We start from the raw sequence: 23,585 nt of genomic DNA on the forward strand, positions 1-23,585 counted from the left end.
AAAGGATACTTTTTGAACCTCTTAAGCATTTTTTCTTTTAACTCTGACAAAAAACAGGCGACTAAAAACGAGTCATCTTCTCACTGGGTGAAGTGTAAGTCATGTCACTCTCTTATGTACTACAAAGAAGTTGAAAATCAAAACTATGTATGTCCTAAGTGTGGTTTTCACCTTCGTATAGGTGTGAAAGAGAGAATTGAACTATTAGAAGATGAAGGAACATTTGTTGAATTTGATGCAAATCTTTATCCAATTGATCCTTTAAAGTTTGTAGATTCTAAACCATATACAAAAAGAATAGAAGAAGGTTTTGCAAAAACTGGAAGAAAATCATCAGTAGTTAGTGGTGAAATCGTGATGAACGGTGTATCTGCTCAGATTGTAATATTTGACTTTGGTTTTATGGGTGGATCACTTGGTTCAGTTGAAGGCGAAAAGATAGTTAGAGCTGTAAAGCGTGCTATAGAGAAAAAAGAGGGACTAATCATTCTGAGTGCAAGTGGTGGTGCCAGAATGCAGGAGAGTACTTTCTCTCTTCTTCAAATGAGTAAGACTTCGGCTGCACTTGCAAAACTTGCAAATCACAATCTTCCATATATTTCTGTACTTACTGACCCTACTATGGGCGGTGTTAGTGCTTCTTTTGCAACACTTGGTGATATCATTATAGCAGAACCTGGTGCTCTTATCGGGTTTGCTGGACAGAGAGTTATAGAGCAAACTATTGGTTCAGCTCTTCCTGATGGTTTTCAAAGGGCAGAGTTCTTGCTTGAAAAGGGTTCTGTTGATATGATAGTAAATAGAAACGAACTTAAAAAGACACTTTCAGATTTATTAATACTTTTAAATAATAAAGCTGCTTAATGCGTCTATATGCATTGTGTGACCAAGAGCTTCTTGATAAAAGAGGGCTCTCTTTAGAAGAGTTTATACAGATAGCTAAAGATCACAATGCAGAAATTATTCAGTATAGGAACAAGAATGCTGATGTTGCTTTCATAAAACAGCAACTTATCTTCATACGAAAAAATTATGATGGTTTTTTAATAGTAAATGATGCTTATGAATTGATAGAGTTTTGTGATGGTGTTCATGTTGGACAAGAAGATTTAAAAGCCATAGATGAAGATGTTTTTAAAGCAGTAAAAATTCTCAGAAGTGTGATAAAAAAAGAGAAACTTTTAGGGATTTCTACTCATAATGAGCAAGAGGTTCTTCAAGCAAATGATATGGACTTAAACTATATAGGTCTAGGTGCGTACAGAGAGACAAGTACAAAAAAAGATATCTCTGGTGTTCTAGGTTCAAGTCTGGATGAAATAGCCTTAAAATCAAAGCATCTTGTAGCTGCCATTGGCGGTGTGAAATTAGATGATAATTTTTCAAATGTAACTTATAAAGTTATAGGAAGTGGGCTGATAAAGTGAATATAGATATCATCTCAATAGCTAAAAAAGAGCGTTCAACTTATGACCCTCTCTATAAAGAACTAACAAAAATGATTTCTCGCTTCGCAAAAGTGGAAGACATTGAGCTTTTTCCTAAAGATGTAGCAAAATCACACACTATTTCACCAGAAGCCTCAAAAGAGGCATATACGCGTGCTTTTGAGCCATACGCAAAGAACAGTTTTTGCATAAGTTTACACCCTGATGGAAAATTAATCGACAGTTTTGAATTTAGTAAGCTTTTAAATGATAAAATGTCCGTTAAATTTTTCGTAGGCGGTGCTTATGGCTTCGAAGACAGCTTTTTAAAACAAAGTGATGCTGTCATAAGTCTAGGTAATATTACAATGAGTCACAAGATAGCAAAAGCAGTTTTGCTAGAGCAGATTTATAGAGGTTTCTCAATTTTGAGTAACCATCCATATCATAAGTAAGGAAAGTCAGTGCAAGAGAGCGAGTTAAACTACTTTAAAGAGATCTTAGAAAGTAGAAAAGTACAAATAATAAAAAATATTACAGGTGTTAATGATGAGCTGGCACAGCTGAGTTCTTTGGAGTTAAATGATGAAGGTGATCATGCATCTGTTAATAACAATTCTATGGTTGAAAGTGCGATAGTCAATCAACAAGAAAGAGAACTTAGAGAGATTCAAGTTACTTTAGGAAAAATAGTTCATGGTGATTATGGAATATGTGAAATGTGTGAAGACCCTATAGGTTTTCAACGTCTAAAAGTGAAACCTCATGCAATATACTGCATTGACTGTAGAGAAATTGTAGAAAAATCTAGTTAATTTAAGGAGCAAATTTATGTATATAAAAAGATATACAATAGCATCACTAATCCTGATTGCTTTAGTGGGATGGTATGTGTTCGCATACGTGTCTCAAGATACAACTGCTATAGAAGTATTTGGTATAGCATTACCAGCTTTCCCTGTTGCAGTCTGGGTTATTGTTCCTCTTGTAATTCTATATATTGCTAGTGTCTTTCATATGTCATTATATTCTATGTTATCAAGTTTCAAACTTCGTAAATATGATAAAGACTATGAAAAAGTAATAGATGCAATAGCTGACGCTTACCTGGCAAAAGATGAAAGAAATCATATATATAAAACTCCTAGATATCAACTTTTAGGTTCTATAATTGACAATACGACTCTGTTCCCAAGTGCAACTCTAAACGAGGGCACTCAAAATGATAAACTGGATGCTGTATTGAAAATTATTCAAGATATTAAAGATGGTGAAGTTGTAGAACTTAAAAAGTACTCACTTAAGCCTCAGAATGCTTTAGTAATTCAAAATGATAGAAATCGTTATAAAAAAGGTGATATCACTGCTGATAATATCTTAAGTAATGCCCAAAACTACAATGAGAGTTTAGTAAAAGAAGCATATGCTGACTTAATCGTAACTGCTCCACTTAGTAAAATCGAGCAATACAAGTCTTATTTAACTAAAGAATCACTGTTTGTAGTTCTATCAAGAATTAATGCAGATGAAAATACTTTAGAAATCTCAAATGAAGCACTAATATCACTTATTAGTGTTTTAGATTTAGATACAAAAGATCTTATTAAAATCTCTAGCGCTTTGTCAACTGGCATGATTCCGGAGCAGAGAATGAAGCTGTTTGATACCTTAAGTGATAAAAGGGAAGACGCTGTAGAAGCTTATCTTTTTACTCTTTTTGATTTAGAGATGATAGCTCCTGCTGATGAGTTACTGCATAACACACAAAGTGATGAATATCTTAATTTCAAAGCATATAGCGCACTAAAAGAGTGTGGTAAAAATTTCAATATAAACATGTTTGTTTAATGATTGAAAAACTCTCTTTTGACAAACCTATCTATGTCCTAGCCCCTTTGGCTGGGTTTACAGACCTCCCATTTAGAAGCGTTGTTAAAAAGTTTGGAGCTGATCTTACAGTAAGTGAGATGCTAAGCTCAAACGCTCTTGCCCATGGCTCTGTTAAAACACTCCATATGTTGCAAAAAGCATCTATTGAAGATCCTTACTCCGTTCAAATATCAGGCTCCCAGAGTGACATGATAAGACGTGCAGTGGAAGTTCTTAATGAACATGATGGTATAGATATTATTGATTTAAACTGTGGATGCCCTGTTCCTAAGGTCGTTGGGCATGGAAGTGGAAGTTCTCTTCTTTTAAATCTTCCTCTTATGGGTGAGATAATAAGAACTATCAAAGATACTTCAAATAAAAGTCTGACAAGTGTAAAAATTAGACTAGGCTTTGAGAAAAAAAATCATATAGAGATTGCAAAAATGGTAGAAGATAGTGGAGCTGATTTTTTAGCTGTTCATGGTAGAACGCGCGCTGGAAAATTTAAAGCTGCAGTTGATTATGATGCAATTAAAGAGATAAAAGAGGCTGTATCTATACCTGTAATAGCAAATGGAGATATAGACTCTTATGAGAAAGCAAAGTGGGTTTTAGAACATACAGGCGCTGATGGGGTTATGATTGGAAGAGGTGCAGTTGGCGCTCCTTGGATATTTCATCAACTTCGAACAGGCACTCAAGAGATTGACAATAATATTAAGCATGATATAATCATGGAGCACTTTGACAAAATGATAGAGTTTTATGGCGCACATGGCGTTGCTATGTTTAGAAAACATACTCATACCTACTCTAAAGGTTATAAGGGTGCTTCAGCACTTAGAAACAGCGTAAATAGTATATCTGACATTAGTGAGTATCGCGCTGTAATAGATGACTTCTTTAAATATAGTGAACAGGTGAATTAATGGCTAATACATGCTAGAAATAAGTAAATCAATTCAGACATTAGATGATAGTGATATTGGTGATAATATTTTTCACTATGAGTATAATGTTAAGCATTTACTTTCTCTAATAAAAAAAGGTGTAGACGAAGAAGATACTCTTTTTTTAAGCTCATACCGTTCTTTTGAGGGTGAAGTATACGAAAACTTCATCTATGAAAAACTTTTAAGATATGCCGAAGAAAATGATAATATTGAGAAGTTTATTCTTAAAGGTTTCCATCAAGGCAGACAAAAAGCACACGCGAACACACTCTCAATAAGTGAAAAACAGCAGATAGTATATAGAACTAAGAGTAGAGAGATTAGCGAATTTGACGCTATGCTTATTACTAAAGATAAAGAACTTTATTTTGTTGAGATGACTCTAGTAAAGTCTGTTTTAAAATTAAGAAAGAGACTTAGAAAGAAAAGAGCACTTCTGGAAACAATATTTCCAGACTACGATATTAAAGCACTTATTATACTGAATGAAGGTGCTACTGGAACAAGACAGTTTCCATCTTTTTGTAAAGTATGGTTCACAGATGAGTTTTCTGCTAAAAATGTATTAGATTACATAAAAGACCCAGATGCAAGAGAACTAGCTCCTATTTCTAGGGTCAAATCTCCTAAAATGATTGAAGCTCACTCTCTAAAACTTTATCAGTTTAGATATTACAACACAATGTCATGGATAACAAAAACTATAAGATCAAACAAGCAACATATACTAGATATGAGCTTTTTAATGAAAGATACAATTCAAAGGTATCATGATTTATACAATAAATTCTATATTGGTTATTTGAGTGTTGAAAATGCTAAAAATTTATTGAATCTTAATGAAGAATATGAAGAAAATCAAAGAGTTGTAGTAGCTTTAGAGAAAAAATATACTGATGAGATAGTTCTAACTTACTACATACAAAAGGGCCGTAAGAATTTATATTTATACTCTTTTGATGATGGAAAAATAATTAAAGAGAAAAAAGATCCATACGGGATTACTGTAACTGAAGTTTTTCATATGAATAAGATGATGGATAATAGCTATGAGCTAAATATTTCAAATATTAAGATTATTAAAAAACTACTCAAAGAGAGATTTGAGAGAGACTTAAATAGTAATAAGTCTTAAGCTTCGTAAGCGATAGATGCTGCCCTCTCTTTATATGCCTGAAGAGGTTCTTTCGTCTTATCTTTTAAAGCTAAAAATTCATCTAGCTCTTGATGTCTATTTTGTAAAATCGTTTCAAAATCTTCTTGTGTTACAGGTTTATTATCCGTAAATTTATCAAGTAGAATATTACTCGTACCCATGAGTACCAAATAACTTTGTTCTCCAAAATCAAGCATAACTACGCTATTTGAATTGTCTATATTTTTTTGAAATCTAATAGATACATTGTTATTATTTGATTCTGCAGGCGTCTGATTATTTGTCTGATTTTCTTTAAATAGCCAAGAACTTTGTTGCTCTTTATTCGCTTTTGGTGCCGCTTTTCTTTTTATAAAAAGTAATATTAAAATACCTATGATTAATATTGCAACTACTATATAATAACTCTGAGTCATTTCACCATCTTTTTTCGTAGGAAGAGAAGATAGAATATTATTGTTTGCTGTAGCAGAAGCTTTGGCTGGAATAGGAGACGATGAGCTAAATCTTAATCTTAATCCATAAGCATCTGATGTCTTAGAAGCTATTAATTTCACAGAATCTGAAACAGAAGCAACTATTTGAGTATAGCCTGCCATAGGAGTTATGCTAAGAGAGTGCAAAAACTTAGAAGATAACTTCTTAAGCTTTGCAGATTCTATCTGAGCATCTGTAAGTTTTATGATGATTTTAGATTGTGAAATACTTTGTTTAATTACACCTTCGTATGGAGTATCAAAAGTAATCATCACATCTGCTCTATCTGTTCTGTCATAAATATTGTAACTTAAAATTTTTGATGCATTAAGGGCTAGTGGAAGAAGAAAAATAAGTAAAAGTCTAATCATAGTCTCTCTTTTGAAAGATGGTATAAAACAGCACTAGAGTCTAGTACTTCATTGATACGAATAGCAAGATTTTTTTCATAAACCATTACTTCGCCTTTGCCGAGTATACGACCATTTACATACGACTCTACACTTTCACCGGCTGGTTTTTTAAGATCTATAATTGAGCCTTTTTCTAGTTTTAATATTTCAGCAATTGTAAGTTCGGTTTCACCAAGGTCAGATACAAACTCTACTTCCATGTCCAAAAGCCCACTGTAGTTCATCCATGATAATTCTTTATCTTCATTAAATGGAAGAGCCTGTTCTCCATAACTATGTTTTTTTTTCTTAGCCACTCACAGTTCCTTGATTGCAATTATCATTTCATCGTTCTCTATCTTTAGAATTTTTGCTTCGTCATACTCAAAGTCAAAGTGGTCTATCTTTTCAAAGTGAGGCGTATTGATAGTGTACGGGTTTTCATCTGCTTCTTCTGCGATTACTTTTGCACTTCCAACAATCATATTTGTAGTTTCTAGCGTCATATCTATTAAAGTTTCCTCATCGCTCTCATCTTCTTCTAGAAAAAGCTTTGAAATTCTCTGCATAAATTTTTCATCAGATGCTATATATACTCTATGTTTTTTTCCATTTTTAGCTTCTATGTCTATATAAGCAATAAGTGTTCTCTTCTTGTTTATACCATCGCTGATAACATGAGGTTCACGGATTTGATGGATACAAAAATTTTCTGAGGCTTGAATTATAGTTTTTAACATTTAAACACCCTTTATTGAACTTGATTATACTTCATTCAATCTCAAAGCAAAATTAAAGTATGAATAATAAATCAACTATAAAGCCTACTAGGGGTATAATTCGCGAAAAGTTTTAGTGGTGATTGATGATTGAATTGATGTTTCTTGGTGTAATTGTTGGAATAGTCTCCGGCTTCTTTGGTATTGGCGGGGGGACAATCTTAGTTCCTCTCCTTTTACTACTAGGATATGAAACTAAAATAGCAATTGGTATTGCTGTTGTACAGATGGTTTTCAGCTCTGTATTTGGGAGTTACCTTAACAATAAAAAAGGCACATTAGACATTTCAATGATAAGCACCATAGGTATTGGTGGCTTTATCGGAGCACTGTTAAGCGGAACCATAGCATCTAGCTTCAATGATGAAACACTTGAAATGATTTTTTTAGCTTTTGCAATATTTGCATTGCTAAGACTCTTCTTTAAGACAAAAGAAGAGAAGTCACAAAGAGAAGTAAACAAGATAGCACTTTTTATTATAGGCTTCTTTTTAGGAGCACTTAGTATGACTATTGGCGTTGGTGGAAGTATTATATTAGTTCCTATTTTAGTAGGTTTCTTACATGTACCACTAAAAAAAGCCATATCAGCAGGTCTATTTTTTGTAGTCTTTTCTTCAATCGCAGGTTTTATATCACATGCCAGACTTGGGCATATTGATTTTGAGAGTGGTCTGATCATAGGATTAGCTTCTTTAGTTGGAGTTTATTTTGGAATCCATTTAAAAGATATTGTAAATACAGTTTTACAAAAGAGACTGCTGCTGAGTTTTTACTTTTTAGTGGTTATATATTTAGTTCAAAGAATATTTATTTAGAGGTTTATATGAAAAAAAAAGATGTAATAACAATAACTGGTGCAAGAGAAAATAATTTAAAAAATATAAATTTAACTATTCCTAAAAATGAGCTGGTTGTTATGACTGGTATTAGCGGTAGCGGTAAATCAACATTGGCATTTGGCACACTGTATGCAGAGGGACAGAGACGATATATGGAGTCTCTCTCTTCATACGCCAGACAGTTTCTTGATCGTGTAGGCAAGCCTGATGTAGATAAGATAGAGGGACTTACTCCCGCTATTGCAATAGATCAAAAGACAACTTCAAAAAATCCACGTTCAACTGTTGGAACTATTACTGAAATATATGACTACTTTAGACTTCTGTATGCTCGTGTAGGTGTTCAGCACTGTCACAAATGTAAAAAAGTAATCTCGCAAATGTCAGCATCTGACATTATCGGTGAAGTTGCTAAACTACCTGAAGGTGCAAAACTTGTACTTTTAGCTCCCCTTGTTCGTGAGAAAAAAGGTTCTTATGCCGATATGTTAGAGTCTCTTGTTCATAAGGGATATGTGAGAGCTATGATAGATGGTGTGATGGTTAGACTTGATGAAGAGATTGAGCTTTCTAAGACTAAAAAACATACTATTAAAGTTGTTATAGACAGAGTTGTTGTTAAGGCTGAAAATAAAGAGCGTATCGCAGCTGATGTTGAAAAAGCTCTTAAAGAGAGTTATGGCGAACTAGAGATAGATATTTTAAATCACAAAGAACTTGGTTTAAATGTGTCTCAGATGCATTACAGTGAGCATAACGCTTGTTTTGACTGTAAGATAAGTTTTGATCCGCTTGAACCTCTTTCATTTTCTTTTAACTCACCTAAGGGTGCTTGTAGTGAGTGTGATGGTCTTGGTCTTAGGTATGCACTTGATCAAGATAAGATTATAGATATAGATTTATCAGTAGAAAAGGGTGCAGTTAAGATTGTTTACGGCTTTAACAAAGGTTACTACTTTACATTTTTAAAAGGCTTCTGTGCTCATAATGATATAGATATAACAGTTCCTTACTCTGAACTACCTGAGTACCAGAAGAAAGCAATTTTACACGGTGGCATAGAAGAAGTCAGTTTTCTATGGAAGAGTCATGAAGTAAAAAGAATGTGGCCAGGGATAGTGAAAATAGCATACGATATGTTCAAAGATGAAAAAGAATTAGCTGATTATATGAGTGAGAAAGTTTGTAATGTTTGTAATTCAAATAGACTTCGTCTTGAATCTTTAGCTGTTAGAGTAGGGCAAAAAGGTATATCTGACCTTCTAGAGATGCCAATAGCCAAATCATATGAGTGGTTTGCAAATGAAGACAATTTTAAATATCTTGATGCTCAAGACACGCAAGTAGCACAGCCTATTTTAAATGAAATCAGAGAGAGACTTTACTTTTTGTTTGATGTTGGACTTGGTTATATAACCCTAGGGCGTGATGCAAGAAGCATAAGTGGTGGTGAAGCTCAGAGAATCCGTATAGCATCTCAGATAGGAAGCGGTCTTACTGGTGTTTTATATGTTTTAGATGAGCCTAGTATCGGCCTACATGAGAGAGATACTTTAAAATTAATCCGTACTCTAAGAAATCTTCAAGAAAAAGGGAACAGCGTTATTGTTGTTGAGCATGATAAAGAGACCATAGAAAATGCTGACTTTATTGTAGATATCGGTAGCGGAGCCGGTAAATTTGGTGGAGAAGTTGTTTTTAGCGGAACCTTAGATAAGCTAAAAAAGGCTAAAACACTAACTGCTGATTATCTTTATGGAAGAAAAAAGATAGAGTATTTTTACAGACGTTCACAAGATAAATATATAGAGATAAAAAACGTAACTATAAATAATATTGCTGACTTAAGTGCTAAAATACCTTTAAATAATTTTGTATGTATCACAGGTGTAAGTGGAAGCGGAAAAAGTTCTTTGATGCTTCAAACTCTTCTGCCAACTGCAAGAGAGTTACTAAATCGTGCAAGAAAAGTCAATAAAGTAGCTGGTGTTGAGATAACAGGACTAGAACATGTTGATAAAGTAATCTACCTTGACCAAAGCCCGATAGGTAGAACTCCAAGAAGTAATCCAGCAACTTACACAGGTGTAATGGATGAAATAAGAAATTTATTTTCTCAAACAAAAGAGTCTCAGATAAGAGGTTATACAACTTCTAGATTTAGCTTTAACGTTAAGGGTGGACGTTGTGAAAAGTGTCAAGGTGAGGGTGAAATCAAGATAGAGATGCACTTTCTTCCTGATATCATGGTTAAGTGTGATACTTGTCTTGGAAGTAGATATAACAAACAGACTTTAGAAGTTTTTTACAAAGGTAAAACGATATCTGATGTTTTAAACATGAGTGTAGACGAGGCATTTGAGTTTTTTAAACCTATTCCAAAAATACACCAAATAATGAAAACACTTGTGGATGTCGGACTTGGTTATATTACATTAGGTCAAAATGCTGTAACACTCTCTGGTGGTGAGGCTCAAAGAATAAAACTAAGTAAAGAATTGAGTCGTAAAGATACTGGAAAAACTCTCTATATTTTAGATGAGCCAACAACAGGACTTCACTTTGCAGATGTAGATAGGCTTACAAAAGTTCTTCACCACTTTGTAGAACTTGGAAACTCAGTTCTTATCATTGAGCATAATTTAGATATGATTAAAAATGCTGACTGGGTTATAGATATGGGTCCAGAAGGTGGCTCTGGTGGTGGTCTTATCATCGCTGAAGGCTCACCTGAAGACTTGGCAAGCAATCATGGAAAAACAGGCTCTTATACTGGTGAATATTTAGAAAAAGAGTTAGCTTTACATAAGAAATAGTTAGATATATAGAATAAAGAATAAAGAAATATTATGAATAAACGTACGATAGCCATTATTACCATTCTTCCTTTGATTGCCTTTTTGGCATATAGATTTAACTATGTACACTCTGATGTAGATGAATCACCTTCTTATGTTGGTTCTGATAATTGTAAATCTTGTCACCAAACACACTATGAGAGTTGGAAGCATAATACTTTGCACCCATTAATCTTTCTCCCTATAACTGATCTATCTCAGATTGTAGGTGATTTTGAACAAAACAATCCTCTTGTAACTTTTAAAAAAGAAGAGATAACTCATGTTGTTGGTTCAAAATGGGAGCAAGTATATATGAGAGTTATAGATGGAGAGTATTACCCATTTACAGCAAAGTGGATGATTACTGCTCAAAAATGGGTTCCATATAAAGTACATAAATGGAAAGAAACACCTGCATCTACTAAGTGTAACGGTTGTCATACAACCGGTTACGATGCAAAAACTTATAATTTTTCTGAGTTTGGTGTAGCTTGTGAAGCTTGTCATGGTGGTGGAAGTTTGCATGTAAAGCATCAGAACATGGTTGTAGACACTGAGTGTGTGGCTTGTCATCGTAAACCTCACGTTGGAGAGGCAGATATAGTTGTATCTACTAAATCAACAGTATGTGGTCAGTGTCATAGTCGTGGTCAAAGCGTGAGAAAAGACTTAGATGGAAAAACAACATCATTTAATTTTCCTTTGGAGTATAAACCAGGAAATAATATTAGTGATACTTTTGTTGCATCTACAATCAACAATGATAAAAAAGGCAAAAATTGGTGGTGTAATGGTGTTTCTAAAAACCGTCATCAAGAGTTTGCAGATTTTTCGTTTTCAAAACATGCTAACTCTTTGGACGATTTAAGACAGAAAAAGAACCCTCATGGTGGAGAGAAAAATGATGACTGTCTGAAGTGTCACTCTCAAGATTATCGTTCAGCAAAAAAAGATGAAAAACCAACCCTCAAAACAGCTAAACATGGGCTTACTTGTGTGACATGTCATGAGCCACATGGAATAGATAGAAATATTAAAGGAAATGCAGGGCCTAATAAGTGTGGCGAATGTCACCTTAATACATATGCGACACTTGATCATAAAAATAATAACAAAAGAGCTGAGATACACTTCCCATGTCCGGTAGATAAAGTAAGCTGTGCTGATTGTCATATGCCGCGTATCGTTAAGACAGGTGGTGATTTCACGATTAGGAGTCATGCTTTTAGAATTATCCCGCCTTCAGCATCTATCAAATATGAGATGCCTAATTCTTGCCAAAATAGTGGCTGTCATGCTGATAAATCTCACGAAGAAATGAGTAGAATTTTTCATAAAAGTTATCCAAATTATCAACTAAAATCAATTAAAGAAGTCCTAAAAGAGGGCAAGAAAAAGTAATGAAAAAACGCTTTTTATTCCCTATTGCTCTTAAAATATCCATATTTTTTATGGTTGTTTTATTAGTAATACTTTTTGGGAGTGCTTACTACGTTAGTAAAGAGAGTGATAGTACTGTAAATAATATGATTAATGGACAGTTTAAGCAGGCCTTGAATATGGCAGAAAATCATATTGAACTAATCGAGCAGATGAATAAAACACTTGTAAATAATTTAGCTGAAGATCATGAATTAATTAATTATATTGTTACAAAAAACACAGATAAACTAAAAGATTTAATAGTTGACAAACGCTATGATATACAGTGTGACCAGATAATTTTACTTGATAACAAAGCAAATGTAATAACACAATCAGGAAGTGCACCTTTTGATGGAGAAAAGCTACAAAATCTCGAAATTGTAGAAAAAACGTTAAATCAACATACTTCATTTACAACTATTATAAGACAGTTTGATATCTTTGTTCTTTATGCTTCTGCACCTATTGTGATTGCTAATAAACAGAATGGAATGGTTCTTATTGGTTTTAGCATTAATAATAATATGATGAAAAATATTAAAAAAGATACAGTTATGGATTTTACTGTAATTGGTGATAGAACAGTAGCTGCCACATCGCTAAAAGTTGCTAATGAACTTATGAAAACTTTGCCAATCCCTTATATGGATTATCTCTGGCTTTTGAAATATCCTGATAGGTTTTATGAGGCGAAGATAGGAAATAAAGACTACTATTTAACTGCTCGTCCTCTAAAAAACATGGATGTAACCTCTACAGCTTCTTTTATGATGGCATATCCTTCTGCTGAGATTAAAAAACATGAAGAGCATCTTTTTAATTCAATCTTATTAGCAACATTTTCCGCACTTGGTTTTTCTATCATAGTTGTATTTGTATTTGCCAGAAAAATCCGAAGTATATTCAAAATGATGATTTCGCAAACTCAAAAAATTAAAGATGGAGATTATGAACAGGGTTTAGAACTTCACACTAATGATGAGTTTGAGCTTCTCTCACGAAACTTTAATTCTATGAGTAAATCATTGCAAAAACAACGTAAAACAATTATGGACTACACAAACTCTTTAGAAAGTAAAGTAGAAAAAAGAACAGAAGAATTAAATAAACAAAAAGAATCATTGGAGCATATATTGGATCTTCATAGCAGTATGATTTTGAGAATAGAAGGAGATAGAGTTATCTATGCAAATAGAGCTTTTCTGGATTTTTTCAATATAGATTCTGTCGGTTTTGTAAAGAACAAGAAATATTTATGTGAATTGTTTGGAGCAAAACTAGAAAATTGTGATGAATATAAATCTATAAAAACCTTTATTACATCTTTTTTTGATGAGACAAAAAATACTATTTATTTACACACTAAAGATAATAAACGCAAAATATTTGAAATAAATTTTATATCAATGCTTGGTAAAGAAGATAATGAGGTTGTTGTCTTTAATGATGTAACACGTTTAAGCAGCGAAAACGAGCGTTTAGAGATACAAGCTACTCGCGATGTATTAACCGGACAGTATAATCGAGTGAAATTTAATCAAGAGTTGGATAAAGCACTTTATGCAGTAGATCGCTATAAAGAAGTTTATTCTTTAGTGCTTTGTGACATAGATAATTTTAAGAAGATTAACGATACTTACGGGCATGTCGTTGGTGATTATGCATTAGTTACATTAGCGAATATATTTTCTAAACGTATCCGTCCAACAGATATTTTTGCACGATGGGGTGGTGAGGAATTTGTTCTTTTACTGCCTTCTACTGAGGCAAATGAAGCAGAGAGTTTTTCTAACTCTCTGCGTGAAGCATTAAGTGCATTTTCTTTTGAGCATTTTGGGCAACTAAGCTGTAGTTTTGGAGTAACAAAAATATTAGAAGATGATAGTGCTAAAAGTTTACTTGAGCGAGCTGATAAAGGTCTTTACTTCTCAAAAGCTCATGGTAGAAATATGGTTAAAGTTGTATAAGTTTAAATAAAATCCATGTTGTTAAAAATGACAACAGTACTCCATATCCAACTATCGCAGAACTTAGCCTTGGTGCTAAACCTGCCATAGATGCTACAGCTCCTGCAGTTATCATAGGCCCCATCCCGGCTTCCATTATAGAGACCATAGAAGCTTGATTATCCCATGAAAATATAAAAGATATAAGAATTGCTATGATTGGTGATAAAAGTAGTTTTACACCTAATGCACTAAAAAAAGGTTTTACATCTTCAGATGGCAATTTGAATTTTAGTTGCAGACCTACTGCAACGAGAGCAAGTGGGACTATTGTCCCTGCCAGTGAAGATAGAACACTAGTTATGACAGGATGAAAAGTTGTGCCGATAAAAAATAGTGCAACAAGTAGAGATAAAAATGGTGGGAATGTAATAATTTTAATCGCTATTGCTTTTACATCTACATCTTTGGCACTTGAATAGTAGACTGAGATAAATGTTCCATAGGTAGATAGCATTATAAATGATCCAAGTTGGTCATACATTAAAACGTAAGGCAGTGCAGAATCACCAAAATATGCTTGAATAACTGGAATACCTACAAATGAAGTGTTTCCCAAAACACCAACAAGCATCAAAGCTCCGGTGATTTCTTTAGAAAATTTTAAAATCTTTGAGATATAAAAAATAACAAGAGCACTGATGCCCATAACTAGCCATGCTATGATAATAGGTATAAGAACTTCAAAAGAAAAACTTAGTTTTGGTATCTGCAGCAGAGCCATTGCCGGTAGTGAGATGTACAAAATAAATTGATTTAATATGATGGGAGTATCTTTAGGGAAGATATCTCGTTTATTAATGATATAGCCGATAATGAGCGCTACAAAGATAAGTGCAAAATTTTCCATTATCTTTTAAATAGCTTCACTTCACATGCATTGTCACCTGAGATAGTACCATGCTCTTGAACATAATCTATACCCCAGTTAAACATACTTTCTAAAACAGGTCTTAGTTTTTTGCCAATAGGAGTAAGAGAATAGACTACTTTAGGTGGAACTTCCGGAAAAACTTCTCTATGGATTATCTTTTTACTTTCTAGTTCTTTTAGTTTTACTGTTAAAGTTTTTTGAGTTATCTCAGATATCTCTTCGTGTAGGTCTTTAAATCTTTTATCATTCTCAAGTAGATGCCAAATAATGCTCATCTTCCATTTGTCATTAAAAATATCTAGAGTTACTCCCACAGAGCACTTAAACTCTTTATCATTTACATAGTACATAATATTCCTTGTTGTGTAATTATATCATAAAGTAAATTTAACTCCATTACTTACCTAAAGTATCGTAAGCAACAATTAAGTTCATAAGCTATATAATTTTCAAAAGTTAATAAAAATAAGGACACTCCAAGATGAATGATTTTATGTATCACAATCCTACTACAATAGAATTTGGTAGAGCAAAAGAGAATAGTATAGGTCAATATATTAAAGAAGCAAATATCGAGAGTGTTTTACTTGTATATGGAACTGGTAGTATCAAGAAAAATGGACTTTATGAGAGAGTTATAGCATCTCTAAAGAGTAATGGCATCTCGTATGAAGAGCTAGATGAAGTTGTTAGTAATCCTCTTCTGAGTAGGGTAAATGATGGTATAAAAATAGTAAAAGATAAAAATATTCAGGCTGTTCTTGGTGTTGGTGGTGGTTCTGTTGCAGACTCAGCTAAAGCTATAGCTGCTGGTGCGAAGTATGATGGTGATGTATGGGACTTTTTTATTAATAAAGCACAGATAAGTGAAGCTCTTCCAGTATTTACGGTAATGACATTAGCTGCAACAGCTAGTGAGATGAATGGTAACTCTGTTATTATTAATGATGAGACTTCTCAGAAATACTCTATTAGCTCTGTCCTTGTTAATCCTGTTGTATCAGTAGTAAATCCAGAACTTATGGCTACAGTATCAAAAGAGTATTTGGCTTATTCAGCAGTTGATATTATTGCTCACTCTATCGAGGTCTATTTTACAGCTTCACTGCACCCAAACTTTAACTCTAGAATAGTTGAGTCAATTATAAAGACAGTTATAGAGACCACGGAAGTTCTGATAGAAAATCCAGATGATTACGATGCAAGAGCGGAGTTTGCATGGGTAGCTATTCAAGCTCTTAATGGACTTACACCTGCAGGAACAGAGGGTGGAAACTTTCCAAACCATATGATAGAACACTCTTTATCTGCTATATATAACGTAGCTCACGGTGCTGGTTTATCTGTTGTAATACCGGCTTGGATGAAATGGTATGAAAATCAAAATCCAGAGCAATTTAAAAGATTTGCTAAAGAGATTTTCAGTGAAGAAGAATCAAGTAAAGGTATAGAAAAACTTGAAGAGTGGTTCGCTAAAATAGGAGCACCAACAACACTTGAAGCTGCAGGTATTCCTAGAAGTGGGATCCAAGCCTTAGCTCAAAATGCAAATGCTTTAGCATCTGTATGGGGAATTGGTGATATTTACTCTAGTGATACAATTGCAGAGATTTTAGAAAAAGCATAAAAGGAATACTTATGAAAAATGTATTAATTATAAATGGACATCAAAGATATGATGAAGTTGCCGAAGGTAACCTGACAAGAATGTATATTGACTCTGCATCTGAGTTTTTTGAAAAGAATGGATTTAATCTAAAATATAGTGTGGTTGAGAGTGATTATGATGTTAAAGAAGAAGTTGAAAAGTTTGTTTGGGCTGATTATATCTTCTTGCAATATCCTATTTACTGGATGGGTGTTCCCTGGATTACTAAAAAGTATATAGATGAAGTTTTTTCTGCCGGTGATCATAATGGTTTGTATATAAATGATGGTAGAAGTAGAAGTGATCCAACAAAACGTTATGGCAGTGGTGGTTTGATGCAAGGTACAAAGTATATGATTTCACTTACATACAACTGCCCGACAAGTGAATTTTCTGCTAAAGACGGTTTCTTTGATGGTCTATCTTTGGATGAAGCAAATATTGCTACTCATAAAACATTTCAGTTTTGTGGTGCAGAACCACTAAAGACATACTCAGTTCATGATATATTTAAAGGTGACTTGGATATGATAACTGAATTAAAAAATTTTAATAATGTACTAGAGAAAAATTTTATAGATGCTAAATAAAAAGTTACTATAAAGAAAACAAAGAGGATAGATGGCTAAAAGAAAAATGCAAAAAGTCTACATAGAACTAACATCAAAATGTGGACTCTCTTGTGATTTTTGCCCATCTTCTAACAGATCATTTTCTACGATGGACATAGACTTATTTAAAAAGTTGAACTTAGAAGTAAAAGCCTTTACTGATGATATAGCATATCATGTAGTCGGAGACCCGCTTTTAGTTGATAATATCAAAGAATATCTGGATATTAGTGAAAATTGCGGTTTAAATGTACATATTACTACTGCAGGGTATTATCTAAAGCCTTGGCATCTAGATGCTTTGAATCATAAGGCGATTAAGCAGATAAATTTTTCACTAAATAGTTATCGTGGAAATAGTTTACCTATCTCCTTGGAAGAATATCTTGAAAAAATAGCTAGTTTTACTTTGGCTTTTCGAGAGATTAATTCAAAATCTTTTATAAACTATAGACTTTGGAATGAAGAGAAAAACAACTCTCATGAAGATTATAATAAAGAAGTTATATCTATAATGTTTAATAAACTAGGTGTTGAATTATCAAAAGTTGAAGCTGATACAAAAAAAAGCTTACGAGTAATATCAAAAGTACTTTTTAACTTTGATTCTCTTTTTACTTGGCCATCTTTAGAAGCACCTTTTGTTAGTGATAAGGGCTATTGTCATGGGCTTAGTTCACAAATGGCAATTTTGAGTAGTGGTGAAGTTGTTCCATGTTGCTTTGATTATGAAGCAGTTGTCAATCTTGGTAATATTAAAGATGAATCTTTGGAAAAAATAGTTGCCAGCTCTCGCTCTTATGATATGATAGAGGGCTTTAAATCTGGAAACATCCTAGAAGAGTTGTGCAAACATTGTGCATATAGAACTAAATTTGAGTAAACATTAATATTAAAAAGGAAAAATGATGGAAAAAACATTTGAAGAATCATTGGGATTTAGACATGCCTGTAAGGTATTTGACGATGAAAAAAAGATATCTGATGAAGATATAAAGTATATACTTGAAGCTGGAAGAAGATCTCCTTCATCGTTTGGGATGGAAGCTTGGAAGTTTTTGGTTATAACAAATGAAGAGTTGAAATTAAAACTTAGACCAGCGTGTTGGAGCCAAGCTCAGATTACTACTTGTTCGCATCTGGTGATTATTTTAGCCGGTATTGAGTCTGTAAAACCTGAATCTGGAATTCCTAAGAAGAGATTTGCTAGACGTAATATGCCTCAAGAGAGTTTAGACTTTTATTTAAAACTATATGCAGAACATTTAGCGGATACTCTAAGCAGTGATGAAAATATCTATGCTTGGACAGCTAAGCAGACTGCATTCGCAGGCGCAAATATGATGAGTGCAGCTGCAGTAAGAGGAATAGACTCTTGCCCGATAGAAGGTTTTGATAGAGATCAGGTTGAAGATATTTTAAACATAGATAAAAGTAAGTTTAGACTATCTATGGCAATTCCATTTGGATATAGATTAAATGAGCAGTCCTCACAGGTAAGACTTGATTTTGATGAAGTGGTAGAATTTATAAATTAAAAGAAACTATTTTAAGGGTGGATTATATGAAAAAGTTTTTATATATATTAATAGCTATTACACTTATGATTAGCGGCTGTGCAACAAATGAAGGTCCTGAGTATGATGGTAGAAATTATAATCAAATAAAAAGATATGAAATTGGCACTGTAATTACATCTAAACCAGTCGTTATAAAAGATGATGGTTCCGGTAAATTTTTCGGTGCTTTAATTGGTACAGTTTTAGGTTCTTTAGTTGGCAGTGGAGCTGGAAAGACTTTAGCAACACTTGGTGGTGGACTTGGTGGTTATTATGCTGGAAGTGAAGTTGGAAAAGCCAATGGAGAAGAACTCAGTGTTGAGCTAGACAGCGGTGAACAAGTTGTAATAGTAATAAAAGGAAATCGCTTTGTTGCAGGTGATCGTGTGAAAATCATTAAAGATGGAAATAAAGTAGCACAAGTGGACAAGATAAATAAATGAGCGTATCGTATATGTTGTACTAATACTATAATATTTAATATGTTATAATTAATTCAGTTAAGAATATTAGGATTAATTAATGGATTTATCGTACAATATTTTGATTGTTGATGATGTTAGTGATAACATAAAAGTCGCTATGAATATTTTAAAAGAAAATAACTATAATTTTTCATTTGCCATAAATGGAAACCAAGCACTAGATATTGTTAAAACTAAAGATTTTGATCTTATTCTTCTTGATATTATGATGCCTGATTTAAATGGTTTTGATGTCATAAAAGCTCTGAAAAATAATTCTTCTACCAAAAATATTCCTATAATTTTTTTAACTGCAAAAGCTGATATAGACTCTATTACAGAAGGCTTTGAGCTTGGTGCAGTTGATTACATTACAAAACCTTTTCATCCATCAGAACTTATCTCAAGAGTCTCTACGCACCTAGAGCTCTACAGATCTAGAAAGGTGTTGGAGCAGAATAATCTAAACTTGAATGTAAAGATTAAACATAATGAAAATAGACTTTTATCAGAGTTAGAAGCAACACAAAGAGAAATTATATACATACTCACAGAAGTCATGGAATCTTCTTCAGATGAGACAGGTAGACATATTAAAAGAGTAGCACATCTCTCAGAGTTCTTAGCAGAATTGCATGAATCAATAAGTGATGATGAAGCCTTAATAATCAAACATGCTTCTGCTCTTCATGACATCGGTAAAATAACAATAGATCAAAATATTTTAAATAAACCGGATAAATTGAGCGAAGAAGAGTTCTGTGCGATGAAAGAACATACGATAAATGCACATACTCTACTAAAAAATTCCAAGAGAAAACTTATTCAAGCTAGTGATATTATTGCTTATCAACATCATGAAAAATACAATGGTAAAGGTTATCCTCAAGGTCTCAAAGGTGAGGAAATTCATATCTATGGACGGATAGTGGCACTTGCAGATGTTTTAGACGCATTAATGCATAAAAGAGCATATAAAGATTCATGGACTTTTGAAGAGGCAGCGAAATATATCATAGAGCATAAAGGTACACAATTTGATCCATATTTGGTTGAACTTTTTGAAAATAATTTAGACGACTTTAGAGATATTGTAGAAGAATAGAGTGAAGCCTCTCTTAGTATATTTAGCATCTTTTGTTTTATTTGTAACTTCGTTGTTCTCATCAGAACTTAACTTATCAAAAGATGAGATTGAGTGGATTAAAAATAACCCTGTAGTAAAATTTGGTGCTGATAAAGGATGGCCGCCTTTTGATTTTCTTGATAAAAATGGAAATTATGCAGGTCTTTCATCTGAGTATATAAAAATCATTGAGAAAAAAAGTGGTTTAAAAATCAAAGTTTATCCTGTTGTATGGGCGGATGCTTTGAAATCTGCAAAAAGTAAAGAGTATGACGGTCTTACTTGTGTGGTTGAAACTGAAGATAGAAAAAAATATCTAAGATTCTCAGATGCTTACCTTAACGTTCCAATGGTGATTATAAATAGGTCAAAAAACAGTGATATAAAGTCTATGGAAGATCTTGTCGGTAAAAGTGTTTCTATCAATAAAGATTCATATGTACACGAATGGTTAAAGTCTAATCACCCTAAAATAAAGCTGCATCTGACAAAGTCAAATGAAGAGTCTCTCGAAGCAGTTTCAGTTGGTAAGGCTGAAGCCTATATTGGTAATTTAGCGGTTGCTACATATATTATAAATAAATATCTAATTAACAATTTAAAGGTAATTACTAAAGTTAAAGGCTTTAACACATCTATTGGTATGGCAGTAGATAAAGATAACGAGATACTCTTTAGCATTATTCAAAAGAGTCTTAAAAGCATCACTACGCAAGAAGATCAAGAGATAAAAAGCAGATGGAGAAGAGTTTTTAGCCTTGAAGAAAAAAGCCAACTATTGGAATTTTCAAAAAAACAGCAAGATTGGATAAGCAGACATCAAGTCATAGAATATACAGGTGATCCGGATTGGCTTCCTTTTGAAGCTGCTGATAAAGATAAGCAACATATAGGAATAGCAGCAGAGTATGTTAAAGAGATTCAAAAGTATACAGGTATTACATTTAAATATGTTGCCTCTTCAACGTGGCAAGAAGCAATTAGCAAAGTAAAAGACGCTAGTGTCTCTATGATAGTTGAAACTATAGACTCTAAGTTAGATTTACAGTATACGCAAGCATTTATATCCAACTCAATAATTATTGTAATGAATGATGATTCTAGCTATGTAGAAAATTTAAATATGATAGCTGACAAAAAGATAGCGGTTATAAAAGAGTATGGATATGTTCCAAAACTAAGACAAGAATATAAAAATATTGTTTTTTATGAAGTTAATAATATACAAGAAGGTTTAAGTGCTATCTCAACCGGTAAGTATGATGCTTTGTTATGTACATTCACATTAGGCAGCTATATGATTTCTGAGATGGGACTGCATAATGTTCAAATTGTTGGTAAAACAATGGTGTCTGCAGATGTTGGTTTTGGGGTTGTAAAAGAGTATTCACCATTAGTTGAGATAATAAATAAAGTTCTAAATAGCATTGATAAAAAACAAAAACACGATATTTTAACTAAATGGACAAATCAAAAATATGTAGAAAAAGTTGATTACACGCTTGTTTGGCAATTAGTCGGTATATTTATATTCTTTATTTTTGGAACACTATATTGGAATAGAAAACTATCTGTTGAGATAGCTAAAAGAAAGCAGGCTCAAGAGGAGTTGTTTGAAGTAAATAAAAAGCTTGAAGAGGCAAAAGACATAGCTGTAAATGCCAACAAAGCAAAGAGTGACTTTTTGTCCAATATGAGTCATGAGATACGAACGCCGATGAATGCAATTTTAGGTTTTGCTGAACTTCTTGATAAAAGAGTAGAAGATAAAAAATCAAAATCATTTATTAAAACTATTCGCTCTTCAGGACAAACACTTCTATATTTAATCAATGATATTTTAAACCTCTCAAAAATAGAATCAGGAAAACTTGAATTAGTAAAAAGTAGAGTAAATATACAAAATATATGTGAAGAAACTATAAATATTTTTAAATTGCAAGCTAAACAAAAAGGTCTGCAATTACAACTAGACATTAATAAAGAGATGCCAAAAGCTATATTGATTGATTCAATAAGATTGAGCGAAATACTAATAAACTTAATAGGAAATGCGATTAAGTTTACAGAAGAAGGCTATGTAAAATTAGTTGTAAATGTTGATGAAGTATATGAACATACCAGTAAAGTTGATCTAACTATAAGAGTTGAGGACAGTGGTATAGGAATAGAAAAAATTAATCAAGATAAAATTTTTAATATATTTGAGCAGACAGAAAATCAAGACGTTAAAAAGTATGGTGGCACTGGACTCGGTCTTGCTATTAGTAGAAAATTATCAAAACTAATGGGTGGATCACTTGAAGTTGAGAGTGTGCTGGGTAAAGGGTCTAGTTTTATTATTGAATTTAAGAGTATTGATATAGCTTCTGTAAGTGATGAAGAACACGTTAGAGAGAGTGAAGAAATTGAAGAGAATATAAAATTTGAAAAATCAGTTGTTTTAGTTGTAGATGATGTTCAGGAGAATCGAGACTTGGTTAGAGAGAGTCTAGTCGAAGCAGGTGTAGAAATATTAGAAGCAGTTAATGGAAAAGAAGCAATAGAAGTTTTCAATCGTAAAGATATTGATTTGATATTAATGGATATTAGAATGCCGATTATGGATGGATATACGGCAACTAAGCTTATTAAAGCATCTAGTTCAGTCCCAATTGTTGCATTAACAGCATCTATAATGCAAGATGAACTTAAAAAACTAGAGGATGAAAGGTTTGATGGATACTTAAGAAAACCAGTTTCAAAAAAAGCCTTATACAAAGAAATATCAAAGTTCTTAGATTTTAAAAGCACTCCTTCTTCTTCTGAAAAAAGTATAGATGACATCAGTGTTGATAATACTGAGAATTTAATAATATTTTTAAATCGTGTAGAAAAAGAAATAGAAGAATTATATGTAGAAGCTTTACAAACAAATGATATAAACAAAATAGAAAATTTTGCTTTAATATTAAAAGAAATAGCTTCTGAGTATATGATAAACTATATCATAAAATATTCTGAAGAACTTTTAGAAAAAGTTGACTCGTTTGACATAACTGGGATAAGTCTAATGTTAGACAAATATGAAAATATAATTAAAGATTTAAAATCTAAATTATAGTTTTGAAAACTACAGTATAATTACGAAAAAA

At 32.8% G+C, this 23,585-nt stretch carries 23 protein-coding genes; 18 read left to right on the forward strand and 5 right to left on the reverse strand.

Annotated elements, in window-relative coordinates; genetic code table 11:
* Positions 1–12: 12 nt before the first annotated feature.
* From accD to SMGD1_RS12965, 7 genes are read left to right on the forward strand one after another with little or no spacing between them, the layout of a single operon-like run.
* Complete coding sequence (gene accD / locus SMGD1_RS12935) at positions 13–864, forward strand: acetyl-CoA carboxylase, carboxyltransferase subunit beta (RefSeq protein WP_008337235.1); 852 nt, start codon at positions 13–15, stop codon at positions 862–864.
* Positions 864–1,427: a thiamine phosphate synthase gene (locus SMGD1_RS12940; protein ID WP_008337570.1), complete on the forward strand. Its 564-nt coding sequence runs from the start codon at positions 864–866 to the stop codon at positions 1,425–1,427. Before accD ends, SMGD1_RS12940 begins: the two co-directional genes overlap by 1 nt.
* A complete protein-coding gene (locus SMGD1_RS12945) occupies positions 1,424–1,882 on the forward strand; it encodes a 23S rRNA (pseudouridine(1915)-N(3))-methyltransferase RlmH (RefSeq protein ID WP_008337524.1) in 459 nt (152 codons plus the stop codon). Before SMGD1_RS12940 ends, SMGD1_RS12945 begins: the two co-directional genes overlap by 4 nt.
* Before the next feature lie 9 nt (positions 1,883–1,891).
* On the forward strand, positions 1,892–2,242 hold the full coding sequence (dksA, locus tag SMGD1_RS12950; protein ID WP_008337568.1) for an RNA polymerase-binding protein DksA: 351 nt from the start codon (positions 1,892–1,894) through the stop codon (positions 2,240–2,242).
* Between the two features lie 16 nt (positions 2,243–2,258).
* A complete protein-coding gene (locus SMGD1_RS12955; protein ID WP_008337503.1) occupies positions 2,259–3,275 on the forward strand; it encodes a hypothetical protein in 1,017 nt (338 codons plus the stop codon).
* Entirely contained in the window at positions 3,275–4,228 is a 954-nt protein-coding gene (gene dusB / locus SMGD1_RS12960; RefSeq protein WP_008337528.1) for a tRNA dihydrouridine synthase DusB, read from the forward strand. The genes SMGD1_RS12955 and dusB overlap by 1 nt, the downstream gene beginning before the upstream one ends.
* Positions 4,229–4,238: 10 nt before the next feature.
* Complete coding sequence (locus tag SMGD1_RS12965; RefSeq protein ID WP_008337225.1) at positions 4,239–5,387, forward strand: hypothetical protein; 1,149 nt, start codon at positions 4,239–4,241, stop codon at positions 5,385–5,387.
* Here the strand turns inward: SMGD1_RS12965 and SMGD1_RS12970 are convergent.
* From SMGD1_RS12970 to SMGD1_RS12980, 3 genes are read right to left on the reverse strand one after another with little or no spacing between them, the layout of a single operon-like run.
* The gene (locus tag SMGD1_RS12970) at positions 5,384–6,256 is read right to left on the reverse strand and encodes a hypothetical protein (protein WP_008337400.1); all 873 of its coding nucleotides are present in this window, start codon (positions 6,254–6,256) and stop codon (positions 5,384–5,386) included. The genes SMGD1_RS12965 and SMGD1_RS12970 overlap by 4 nt on opposite strands.
* A complete protein-coding gene (fliN, locus tag SMGD1_RS12975) occupies positions 6,253–6,594 on the reverse strand; it encodes a flagellar motor switch protein FliN (RefSeq protein WP_008341524.1) in 342 nt (113 codons plus the stop codon). The genes SMGD1_RS12970 and fliN overlap by 4 nt, the downstream gene beginning before the upstream one ends.
* Entirely contained in the window at positions 6,595–7,017 is a 423-nt protein-coding gene (locus SMGD1_RS12980) for a chemotaxis protein CheX (protein ID WP_008337116.1), read from the reverse strand. It lies immediately after the preceding gene.
* Between the two features lie 125 nt (positions 7,018–7,142).
* Between SMGD1_RS12980 and SMGD1_RS12985 the strand changes: the two genes are divergently transcribed.
* From SMGD1_RS12985 to SMGD1_RS13000, 4 genes are read left to right on the forward strand one after another with little or no spacing between them, the layout of a single operon-like run.
* On the forward strand, positions 7,143–7,874 hold the full coding sequence (locus SMGD1_RS12985; RefSeq protein WP_008337385.1) for a sulfite exporter TauE/SafE family protein: 732 nt from the start codon (positions 7,143–7,145) through the stop codon (positions 7,872–7,874).
* A gap of 8 nt (positions 7,875–7,882) precedes the next feature.
* Positions 7,883–10,714: an excinuclease ABC subunit UvrA gene (gene uvrA, locus SMGD1_RS12990; protein ID WP_008337236.1), complete on the forward strand. Its 2,832-nt coding sequence runs from the start codon at positions 7,883–7,885 to the stop codon at positions 10,712–10,714.
* A 33-nt stretch (positions 10,715–10,747) separates the two neighbouring features.
* Positions 10,748–12,139, forward strand: coding sequence for a multiheme c-type cytochrome (locus SMGD1_RS12995; RefSeq protein ID WP_008337429.1), 1,392 nt, complete (start codon positions 10,748–10,750; stop codon positions 12,137–12,139).
* The gene (locus SMGD1_RS13000; RefSeq protein WP_008337109.1) at positions 12,139–14,130 is read left to right on the forward strand and encodes a sensor domain-containing diguanylate cyclase; all 1,992 of its coding nucleotides are present in this window, start codon (positions 12,139–12,141) and stop codon (positions 14,128–14,130) included. The genes SMGD1_RS12995 and SMGD1_RS13000 overlap by 1 nt, the downstream gene beginning before the upstream one ends.
* Here SMGD1_RS13000 and SMGD1_RS13005 read toward each other — a convergent pair.
* Together SMGD1_RS13005 and SMGD1_RS13010 are read right to left on the reverse strand one after the other, a co-directional pair.
* Positions 14,117–15,019, reverse strand: coding sequence for an AEC family transporter (locus SMGD1_RS13005; RefSeq protein WP_008337376.1), 903 nt, complete (start codon positions 15,017–15,019; stop codon positions 14,117–14,119). The genes SMGD1_RS13000 and SMGD1_RS13005 overlap by 14 nt on opposite strands.
* Positions 15,019–15,393 (reverse strand): winged helix-turn-helix transcriptional regulator, encoded by a 375-nt coding sequence (locus SMGD1_RS13010; protein ID WP_008337418.1) that lies wholly within the window; start codon positions 15,391–15,393, stop codon positions 15,019–15,021. The genes SMGD1_RS13005 and SMGD1_RS13010 overlap by 1 nt, the downstream gene beginning before the upstream one ends.
* Before the next feature lie 131 nt (positions 15,394–15,524).
* Here SMGD1_RS13010 and SMGD1_RS13015 point away from each other — a divergent pair, with 131 nt between their 5' ends.
* The 7 genes from SMGD1_RS13015 (at position 15,525) to SMGD1_RS13045 (ending at position 23,554) form a co-directional block, all read left to right on the forward strand.
* On the forward strand, positions 15,525–16,670 hold the full coding sequence (locus SMGD1_RS13015; protein ID WP_008337227.1) for an iron-containing alcohol dehydrogenase: 1,146 nt from the start codon (positions 15,525–15,527) through the stop codon (positions 16,668–16,670).
* Positions 16,671–16,681: 11 nt separating this feature from the next.
* Positions 16,682–17,281 (forward strand): NAD(P)H-dependent oxidoreductase, encoded by a 600-nt coding sequence (locus tag SMGD1_RS13020; protein WP_008337454.1) that lies wholly within the window; start codon positions 16,682–16,684, stop codon positions 17,279–17,281.
* 31 nt (positions 17,282–17,312) lie between these two features.
* Complete coding sequence (locus tag SMGD1_RS13025; protein WP_008337114.1) at positions 17,313–18,185, forward strand: radical SAM/SPASM domain-containing protein; 873 nt, start codon at positions 17,313–17,315, stop codon at positions 18,183–18,185.
* 25 nt (positions 18,186–18,210) lie between these two features.
* On the forward strand, positions 18,211–18,840 hold the full coding sequence (locus SMGD1_RS13030) for an NAD(P)H-dependent oxidoreductase (RefSeq protein ID WP_008337525.1): 630 nt from the start codon (positions 18,211–18,213) through the stop codon (positions 18,838–18,840).
* Between the two features lie 26 nt (positions 18,841–18,866).
* The gene (locus tag SMGD1_RS13035; protein WP_008337095.1) at positions 18,867–19,304 is read left to right on the forward strand and encodes an outer membrane lipoprotein; all 438 of its coding nucleotides are present in this window, start codon (positions 18,867–18,869) and stop codon (positions 19,302–19,304) included.
* A 79-nt stretch (positions 19,305–19,383) separates the two neighbouring features.
* A complete protein-coding gene (locus SMGD1_RS13040) occupies positions 19,384–20,430 on the forward strand; it encodes a response regulator (RefSeq protein ID WP_008337577.1) in 1,047 nt (348 codons plus the stop codon).
* A 1-nt stretch (position 20,431) separates the two neighbouring features.
* Positions 20,432–23,554 carry a transporter substrate-binding domain-containing protein gene (locus SMGD1_RS13045; protein ID WP_008337392.1) on the forward strand — a complete coding sequence of 1,041 codons (3,123 nt, stop codon included), beginning with the start codon at positions 20,432–20,434 and terminating at the stop codon, positions 23,552–23,554.
* Positions 23,555–23,585: the final 31 nt, after the last annotated feature.

The organism is Sulfurimonas gotlandica GD1, from assembly GCF_000242915.1.
GTDB lineage: Bacteria > Campylobacterota > Campylobacteria > Campylobacterales > Sulfurimonadaceae > Sulfurimonas > Sulfurimonas gotlandica.